The sequence below is a fragment of the Mesorhizobium kowhaii genome (assembly GCF_003253745.1).
Taxonomy (GTDB): domain Bacteria; phylum Pseudomonadota; class Alphaproteobacteria; order Rhizobiales; family Rhizobiaceae; genus Mesorhizobium; species Mesorhizobium kowhaii.
In genome coordinates this window covers 42,470-50,088 of sequence record NZ_MZXV01000016.1, presented here as the reverse complement: position 1 = coordinate 50,088, position 7,619 = coordinate 42,470, and the positions used below count along the sequence as shown (strand labels likewise).

Genomic DNA, 7,619 nt, shown 5'->3' with positions numbered 1-7,619 from the left:
GTCGACATCGGTGCCTCGGAAATCGGGCACCAGAGCTTACCATCACGTACCACCATCGGTCGCTTCATGATTCCTTGGGCTTCAAGGTCTTTGAGCACGAGTGGCTGTATCTGCAACGGCGTGCTTGCCCGCCGGTAGGCGCTCCATCGCGCTACGTCTAGAACTCGGGATTCGCGTGGGTCATACCCAATGTAGATTGGTATCACGTGGCAACTCTATAATTTGATGTGAATTTACTCGAATTAAGCATGGCAGCACTGCAAGCGGAAGACCCGAAGTACGGCGGATCACTTCGTCGCGGTGGCGACCGTGCACGGTGAACGGCACCCACTGCGCTATCGGGAAAGGTCTCGACGTAGAAGCGGCCGCAGCCTCCGCGTCCTTGTCGTACCAGAAGTTCCTTTCGACCTGAAGCCAGGGTTCCGTCCTTGTTTCCCACCCACGCTCTCTGAAATAGGTCGCCAAAGTCGGCAGACGCAGCTAACCGCTTCGCGTCAGAGCCCAAAATGTGTTGACGGAACCCGGGCTGCGCCCGTTTCAGTCGCGCCGCCCGGTCTGCGGGATTGTCTCCGCTTCGACTGATCCCATTCTGATGAAAGCTCGACGGGCCGATGAAAGGCTGACGGGCCAGAGCTCGCGTCGCACCTATCGGAGGCCGAAGAAGCTCAATATCACTAACACGATGACCACCGCTCCAACGAGCCAAATGATGTTGTTCATGATCTCTCTCCGGTTGCTCAGGGAGCCCGCGCCTCTGGCGCAGAACGCGGACCGACCAGCCATTGCCGGCTGATCTTCAGCAGACACCAAGCCGATGCCGGCTGTCAGGAATAGAACAGTTAGGCGCGCCTAATGTTCCGCCATTTGGTGAGGATCGAGAGATGGGGGGCAGATCGTTGTGCTGCCTGATGTGACCGAGACCGACGCGTCGACGGGTTCCGTAGCGATCGGAAACTTTGACGAAGATGGGCATCGGCTTTAGGTAGTTCGACGGATATGAAGGAGCCGGTAAAACGGCGAACCGGATGCGGACATGAATCTGATCTCAACGACAGCCTCGCCACCGGTTCTTGTGATTGCGCTGTTTCTCCTCGCCGGCTGTTCCTCGATCGGCCGAACCGTCGATCCGGCGAAATACGAGAGCATGAGTTGCACCGAGCTCAACAGCGCGCTGGGAGACATCGCTCGCGACATCTCGCAAACCGCAATCACCCGCGGCAAGGTGGCCAACACCAGCGTTCCACGCTGGCTGCTGGGCGGCTCGCGCGTGAAGACCGCGGTGGCCGACCGTGAAACGGCCAGGATCGGCCGGCTGAAGCAGCAGGAAGAGGCGATTGCCGCTGCGAGAGGGCACAAATGCTCGACGTCCTCAAATTGAATTGCACTTCACTAGACGCCGAGCGGATCGACTCAGTCTTCGTCAACCAGTTGATCGACCGGCACTTCAAGCACGCGCGACAACCGCAGCCACAGGCTGACATCCCCACCCCGCTTGCCGTTTTCGACTGCCGAAAGCATGTTTTGTGAAATGCCGACTTCCGAGGCTAGCGCCGCCTGCGTCCTTCCTTTCCTGGCTCGCCAGAAAGCGAGCGGCGACACCGCATTGGCGAAAGCCAGTGCCTCCTCAGCGGTGAAGCCGGGCGCCTCGCCGGCCCTGTAACTCGCCACCTCACGGGCACGGGCAGCGCGATCTTGTAGCGCATTGAGTTCAGCGCGCGGCAGTACAGCCATTTCGTCACCCTTGGGCGTGGTGAAATAGTGAATGCTCACTGTCACTCCTATTCGTAGATAGAGCCGCGCGGCCCGATCCTGCTTACAATGATCTCATTTTCGGTTTCGGTGAAGATGATGCGGTAGTCGCCGACCCGCAGCCGCATTTCGTCGGAACCGACCAGCTTCTTGATGTTGTTAGCCATGGCTTCCGGGGTTTCAGCATAGATCGTAATCTTGGCAACGATGCGGGCGGCATCAGATTGGTGCTTGCGAAGCGATTTGATTGCGGCTGCGAGGTAGATGACCTGCTTCACAATTTAATATCTCATATTGTGATATCTCAATCAACTGGAAATCACGAAATGGAGTGCACCATCACGCGCTCAGGCGAAACCGCGTGACATCGATCGCCGCGGCCATCAGCGTCTGTGTGTAAGCGTGCTGCGGATTGCTGAAGATCGCCTCGGTCGGTCCCTCCTCGACGATCTTGCCTTGCTTCATGACGATGATGTAGTCGGCCATGGCGCGCACGACCGAGAGATCGTGGCTGATAAAGAGGTAGGACAGTTCGTGGTCTGCCTGCAGCTTGCGCAGCAGTTCGACGATCTGTTTCTGCACCGAGCGGTCGAGCGCCGAGGTCGGCTCGTCCAGCACCACCAGCTTGGGCTTCAGGATCATGGCCCTCGCAATGGCGATGCGCTGCCGTTGCCCGCCTGAGAATTCGTGCGGGTAGCGGTTGCGTGCGTTGGGGTCGAGGCCGACTTCGAGCAAGGCCTCGACCGCGCGTTGATCGCGCTGCTTGCCCGACAGGTTCGGCTCATGCACCAGAAGCCCTTCGGTGATGACCTGGCCGACCGTCATGCGCGGCGACAGCGAGCCGAATGGATCCTGGAAGACGAGCTGCATCTGGCGCCGCAGCGGCCGCATCGCCTGTCGGTCAGCCTGGGAAATGTCGCGATCACCAAAACGAATGAGCCCGTCGCTCGGCAACAGCCGTAGCAAGGCGCGGCCGAGCGTCGATTTGCCCGAGCCGGATTCACCGACAATGCCGATGGTCTGGTTGCGTTGCAGCCGGATCGAAATGTGGTCGACGGCGCGCAGCATCAGCGGCTCGCCAGCGAGAAAACCGCCGCCGATCCTGAATGTCACTTCGACATTCCGGCCTTCGAGCAGCACGGGAGCATTGGCGGGCGGTGGCGCCTTGCTGCCGGTCGGCTCGGCGGCCAGCAGCATTTTCGTATAGGCATGCTGCGGGTTGACGAAGATGGCTTCCGCCTCACCCTCCTCGACAACCTCACCCTGGCGCATGACATAGACGCGGTCGGCAAAGCGCCGAACGATGCCGAGATCGTGGGTGATGAAGACGATGGCCATGCCGAGTTTACGTTGCAACTCGGCCAAGAGCATCAGGATCTGCGCCTGGATGGTCACGTCGAGCGCCGTCGTCGGCTCGTCGGCGATCAATATGTCGGGGTCGTTGGCGAGCGCCATGGCGATCATGACGCGCTGGCGCTGGCCGCCGGACATTTCGTGCGGATAGGATTTCATCCGCCGCTCGGGATCGGGGATATGCACGAGGCGCAGCAGCTTGAGCGCCTCTTCGCGTGCCTCGGCGGCATTCAAGCCGCGATGCCGGCGGATCGGTTCGATCAGCTGGTTGCCGATCGAATAGAGCGGATCGAGCGAGGTCATCGGCTCCTGGAAGATCATGCTGATCTTGGCGCCGCGCACCTTGTTGAGCTCGGATTTACTCAGCGTCAAAAGGTTGCGGCCGCGATAGTCGACACTGCCGGTGGCCTCGCCATTGGAGGCGAGCAGGCTCATCGCCGCCATCATCGTCTGGCTCTTGCCGGACCCGGATTCGCCGACCACGGCAACGGTTTCGCCGGCATTGACGTGGATGTTGATGCCTTTCACCGCCTCGACCGCGCCGTCGAGCGTGCGGAAGCGGACGCGCAGGTCCTTGACGCTGAGGATCGTTTCGGAAGCAGCCATCTTAGCGATCCCCATCTTTATCGATCTCTCGGGTCGAGCGCGTCGCGCAGGCCGTCACCGACAAAATTCAGGGCGAACAGCGTCGAGACGAGGAAAAAGGCGGGAAACAGGAGCAGCCAGTTGGCGGTGCCGATGTTCTTGGCGCCGACCGAGATCAGCACGCCCCAGCTGGTCATCGGTTCCTGCACGCCGAGACCGAGGAACGACAGGAAACTCTCCAGGATGATGACCTGCGGCACCAGCAGCGTCATGTAGATCACCACCGGACCGAGCAGGTTGGGAATGACGTGGCGCAAGAGGATGCCGCGCTGGCCGACGCCCATGGCTTCCGCCGCCTGGACATATTCCTGGCGGCGGATCGACAGCGCCTGACCGCGCACGATGCGCGCCATGTCGAGCCACAGCACGGCGCCGACGGCCAGGAACATCAGCACGAAGTTGCGGCCGAAGAACACCACCAGCATGATGACGAAGAAGATGAACGGCAAGGAATAGAGCACGTCGACGATGCGCATCATCACCTCGTCGATCTTGCCGCCGGAAAAGCCGGCCGCAGCGCCGTAGACCACGCCGATGACCACCGCCACGACGCCGGCGAGCAAGCCGATGGCCAGTGAGATGCGCCCGGCCATAAGCGTGCGCGAGAGAAGATCGCGGCCGGTGTTGTCGGTACCGAACAGGAAATACTGCTGCTTGACCGACGCGCTCATCGTCACTTCGAGGCCGTCAGGCGACTTGCTCTCGATCTTGGTGTCGTCAAAAGCATCGGAACGGTCGAGATAGCGGATATTGCGGTCGTCGATCGGCTTGGTCGACTTGACAGTAACGAAGACCTGATTGCCTTCCTGCCGCCATTCCTTGATGTCGACCCGCATGCGCTTGATCGCTTCGGTGAGTGCCGTCTCGATCATCTCGGCTTTCGGATAGGCCGACAGGCTTGGCGGCATGCGCACATAGTCGGCATAGATGGTGGTGTATTGATGCGGCACGAACCAGGGTCCGAACACGCTGACGACACCGATCAGGGCAAGGTAATACAGGCTGAACATGGCGGCGCGATTGGCCTTGAGGCGCGCCCAGGCATCACCCCAGAGCGAGCGGCCGATGACGGCGGGAGCCGTGGCTGCAATGTCAGTCATAGCGCACCCTCGGGTCGACGACCGCATACATGACGTCGACGATCAGGTTGAAGACGATGGTGAAGATGGCGATCACCACCACCGTTCCCATCACCAGCGTGTAGTCGCGGTTGAGCGCGGCATCGACGAAATAGCGGCCGACGCCCGGAATGGAGAAGATCGTCTCGACGATGACCGAGCCGGTCAGCAGCGCCGCGGCTGCCGGACCGGTGAAGGAGACGATCGGCAGGATGGCGCCGCGCAGCGCGTGCTTGACCACCACCGACCAGTCGGAGAGGCCGAGCGCGCGGGCCGTGCGGATATGATGGGATCGCAAGGATTCGATCATCGAGCCACGCATCAGCCGGGCGACGATGGCGATCTGCGGCAGAGCGAGCGTCAGCACCGGGCCGACCTTGTTGATGAAAGCGCCATCGCCCCAGCCCCCGATCGGCAGCAGTTTCCAGGTCAGCCCGAACAAAAGCTGGATCACCGGCGCGATGACGAAGGTGGGGATGGTGCTGCCGGCGGTTGCCAGCGCAATCACCATATAGTCGCCAAGCTTGTTCTGGTTGAGCGCGGCAGTGGTGCCGAGCACGGAACCGAGCAGAAGTGCAAGGACGAGCGCCGAGGCGCCGAGCTGAACCGAAATGGGCAGGCCCTTGGCGAACAGTTCGGTGACGGTGAAATCCGGCATGTTGTAGCTGGGGCCAAAATTGCCGCGCAGCAGATTGCCGAGATAGTGGACAAACTGCAGCCAGAGCGGGTCGTTGAGGCCGAACTGGGCTTCGAGATTGGCCCTGATCTCGGGGCTCAGCCCCCGCTCCTGGTTGAATGGGCCGCCTGGCGCGACGCGCATCAGGAAAAACGCCATGGTCACGATGACGAACAGCGTCGGAATGGCGGTCAAAAGCCGCCTTAGTACATATCGCAGCATCGGTGCCCCGCTTGATCCAGAGCAGCGCGCGTCCAACTGGACGATTGCACTCTAGCCTTCAAATCTTCGCACCGACATTGCCGAAAATCGATTCCGGTTCCCGGGCCGATGCGATGGCAAACCAGCGCCGCCGCGCATTTAGTGCGCGGCGGCTTGGCCAGGGATCAGTCCTTGCTGACGAAGCGCGACGGATGGACGTCCATCACGTTGTCGACGAAGCCATGCAGCTTCGAGGAAACGATATCGTGGTAGCTGTAGTAGAGGAGCGGGATCTGGCCGACGTCGTCGACGAGGATGCGCTCGGCCTCGGAGAGTTCTTTCATGCGCTCTTCGGGCTTGCCGCCGGCGGCGGCGGCCTTGTCCATGGCCGCCTCGTATTTCGGGCTGTTGTAGTCCGAATAGTTGTTGCCGCTGGCCTTGCGCGAGATGCCGAGGAAGGTTTCCGGATCCTTGTAGTCGGCGATCCAGGCGGCACGCGCCACGTCATAGTCGCCCTTCTGCTCAAGGAAGGAGTAGTGGGTCTTGGTGTCGGTGTTGAGCAGCGTGACGTCAACGCCGAGCGGCTTCAGCTGTTCCTGAATGGCCACAGCGGTGTTCTTGTGGTTTTCCGAAGTGTTGTAGCGGATCTCCATCTTCAAAGGATGCTCGGGCGTATAGCCGAGTTTCTCGAGGATCTTCTTGGCTGCGTCCTCGCGGTCGATCTGCGGCATGTCGGCATACTTGGCCATTGCCGGCGTGTAGCCCTCGATGCCGGGAGGCACCATCGAATAGCCAGGCAGCATCGAGTTCTGCCAGACCTTTTCGGCGATGAAATCGCGGTCGATCGCCATCGAGATGGCGTTGCGAAGCTCGACATTGTCCCAAGGCGCCTTGTCGGTCTTGATCGCATAATAGTAGGTGCCGAGATACGGTCCGACGTGGATCTGTTCGCCAAACTTGGTCTTGAGGTCGGCGAGCTGTTCAGTCGGGAGATCGTCGTAGCTGTCGAGTTCGCCGGCCTCGAAGCGCTTCATTGCCGATGAGCGGTCTTCGGTCGGAATGTAGTTGACCACGTCGAACTTGACGCTCGCGGCGTCCCAGAATTTCGGATTCTTGACCAGCTTCATGTGGTCGTTGGGAACCCACTCAGCGAGCGTATAGGCGCCGTTGGACACCAGATTGCCCGGCTTGATCCAGTCGGCGCCGAGCTTATCAATGGATGCCTTGCTGACCGGATAGGTCGCCTGGTGGGTCAGCATCTCGAGGAAGTAAGGCGTTGGCGCCTTCAGCGTGACTTCCAGAGTATTGGCGTCGATCGCCTTGACGCCCATATCCTCCGGCTTGCCCTTCTTGGTGTTGACTTCCTCGGCGTTCTTCACGGGATAGAGCATGGAGGCGTATTCGGCGCCGGTCGCCGGGTCTTCCAGCCGATGGAAAGCGTAGACGAAGTCATCTGCCGTCACCGGGCTGCCATCCGACCACTGGCCATCCTTGCGCAGCTTGAACGTATAGACGGTGCCGTCGTCCGATACTGTCCAACTCTCGGCGGCACCTGGAATGAGGTTGGCCTTCTCATCCTGCATGACCAGGCCCTGGAACAGGTCGCGCAAGACATTGGCTTCGTAAACCGTCGAGGTCTTGTGCGGATCGACCGACTCCGATTCGGCGGCGGTGCCACGGTTATAGACGGTCTCGGCGAAAGCGGGCGTGTAGAACGTGCCGGCGGCCAGCGTCATGGTAGTGGCGAACACCGTCGCCTTCAGCATGTTTTTCAGCATGAAGTTCTCCCTGTCGGCGCAGCCGTCGGCGCGCCCTTAAGTGTTGACGCCCCGGAGCCGATATCTGACCCCTTTGAGCGCGCCGCCGGTTCCCTTCCT

7 protein-coding genes are annotated in these 7,619 nt (G+C 60.8%); 1 reads left to right on the top strand and 6 read right to left on the bottom strand.

Translation table 11 applies throughout. The annotated features are described in order from the left end of the window. Positions 1–1,033: 1,033 nt before the first annotated feature. Complete coding sequence (locus B5V02_RS08930) at positions 1,034–1,378, top strand: hypothetical protein (protein WP_111543870.1); 345 nt, start codon at positions 1,034–1,036, stop codon at positions 1,376–1,378. A 32-nt stretch (positions 1,379–1,410) separates the two neighbouring features. Here the strand turns inward: B5V02_RS08930 and B5V02_RS08925 are convergent, their stop codons facing one another. From B5V02_RS08925 to B5V02_RS08900, 6 genes are all read right to left on the bottom strand, one after another. Next, the gene (locus tag B5V02_RS08925; RefSeq protein WP_146606032.1) at positions 1,411–1,770 is read right to left on the bottom strand and encodes a helix-turn-helix transcriptional regulator; all 360 of its coding nucleotides are present in this window, start codon (positions 1,768–1,770) and stop codon (positions 1,411–1,413) included. An 8-nt stretch (positions 1,771–1,778) separates the two neighbouring features. Then, positions 1,779–2,027, bottom strand: a complete 249-nt coding sequence (locus tag B5V02_RS08920; protein WP_111543868.1) for a type II toxin-antitoxin system RelE family toxin — start codon at positions 2,025–2,027, stop codon at positions 1,779–1,781. 61 nt (positions 2,028–2,088) lie between these two features. Next, complete coding sequence (locus B5V02_RS08915; protein ID WP_111543875.1) at positions 2,089–3,708, bottom strand: ABC transporter ATP-binding protein; 1,620 nt, start codon at positions 3,706–3,708, stop codon at positions 2,089–2,091. 17 nt (positions 3,709–3,725) lie between these two features. Further along, positions 3,726–4,847 (bottom strand): ABC transporter permease, encoded by a 1,122-nt coding sequence (locus B5V02_RS08910; protein WP_111543867.1) that lies wholly within the window; start codon positions 4,845–4,847, stop codon positions 3,726–3,728. Continuing rightward, the gene (locus B5V02_RS08905) at positions 4,840–5,763 is read right to left on the bottom strand and encodes an ABC transporter permease subunit (protein ID WP_111543866.1); all 924 of its coding nucleotides are present in this window, start codon (positions 5,761–5,763) and stop codon (positions 4,840–4,842) included. Before B5V02_RS08905 ends, B5V02_RS08910 begins: the two co-directional genes overlap by 8 nt. 164 nt (positions 5,764–5,927) lie before the next feature. Then, positions 5,928–7,520 (bottom strand): peptide ABC transporter substrate-binding protein, encoded by a 1,593-nt coding sequence (locus B5V02_RS08900; protein WP_111543865.1) that lies wholly within the window; start codon positions 7,518–7,520, stop codon positions 5,928–5,930. Between the last annotated feature and the right edge of the window lie 99 nt (positions 7,521–7,619).